The organism is Mycobacterium gordonae, from assembly GCF_002101675.1.
Classification (GTDB): domain Bacteria; phylum Actinomycetota; class Actinomycetes; order Mycobacteriales; family Mycobacteriaceae; genus Mycobacterium; species Mycobacterium gordonae.
Map to the genome: position 1 here is coordinate 1 of NZ_LQOY01000115.1, position 1,170 is coordinate 1,170.

The 1,170-nt window shown below is 58.7% G+C and carries 1 protein-coding gene; it reads right to left on the bottom strand.

Annotation, left to right across the window (positions count from 1 at the left end; all coding sequences use genetic code 11):
* Positions 1 to 53: 53 nt before the first annotated feature.
* Positions 54 to 1,163, bottom strand: a complete 1,110-nt coding sequence (locus tag AWC08_RS18335) for an acyl-CoA dehydrogenase family protein (protein ID WP_136244912.1) — start codon at positions 1,161 to 1,163, stop codon at positions 54 to 56.
* Between the last annotated feature and the right edge of the window lie 7 nt (positions 1,164 to 1,170).

Genomic DNA, 1,170 nt, shown 5'->3' on the forward strand with positions numbered 1-1,170 from the left:
TAGCAGATCCTCATCTGCGTTGATACACCGGGCGTTCGGTCGTCGCTATCTTGTCAAAGCGACCTCGAAATAATCTCTTTCATTATTTCGTTAGACCCCGCGTAGATTTTCTGTACTCGCTGATCAACCCAGAGACGCGAAATCGGATATTCCGTCATGTATCCGTACCCGCCGTGCAGCTGCAGGCAGTCGTCGAGGACTTTCATCGCCCGTTCCGTCGTCCACCATTTGGCCATCGCGACAGTTTGCACGTCGAGCTTACCGTCGAGATGCAGACAGATGCAGTGGTCGAGGAACACTCGCGCAATCCTTGTTTCGGTGGCGGCTTCAGCGAGGGTGAACTTGGTATTTTGGAACCCGAAGATCGTTCGCCCGAAGGCTTCTCGTTGGCGCGTGTATTCGATCGTCTGGTGCAAGGCCAATTCCATGGCGGCAACCGCTCCGACCGCGACGATAAGTCGCTCCTGCGGCAGTTGCGTCATCAGCTGAAAGAAGCCTTGCCCCTCGGTGTCGCCTAGCAGATGCGTCTTGGGGACGCGCACGCCGTCGAAAAACAATTCAGATGTGTCCTGACCGCGCTGACCTATTTTGCTGAGGACTCGTCCTCTCCGGAACCCGGGGCGATCGGCTTCCACGACGATCAGCGAGATACCGCTGGCGCCTTGGGTATGGTCGGTCTTGGCCACGACGACAATGAGATCGGCTTGCTGACCATTGGTGATGAACGTCTTCGAGCCGGTGATGACGTACTCGTCCCCATCGAGGACGGCGCGCGTCTTCACGCTTTGAAGATCAGATCCGGTTCCAGCCTCCGTCATCGCAATGGCACCGATCAATTCGCCCGACGCCATCTTGGGCAACCACTGCCTTTTCAGGTCTTCCCGTGCGTAGTGCAGGATGTAGTGTGCGACGATGCCGCTGTGCAGGCCGGCGCCCCACGAACTGTCCCCGATTCGAGCTTGCTCTTCGAGCAGAACTGCTTCGTGCGCGAACGTCCCGCCGCCGCCGCCGTATTCGACCGGCATCGACATGCACAGCAGGCCCAGCTCGCCTGCTCGTTCCCACACCGCCCGGTCGACATGGTGTTGCTCGGCGAAGCGCTCTGAGTGGGGTGCAATCTCAGTGGCAACGAACTTTGCGGCGAGATCACGAAGCGCTTCCAATTCCGGG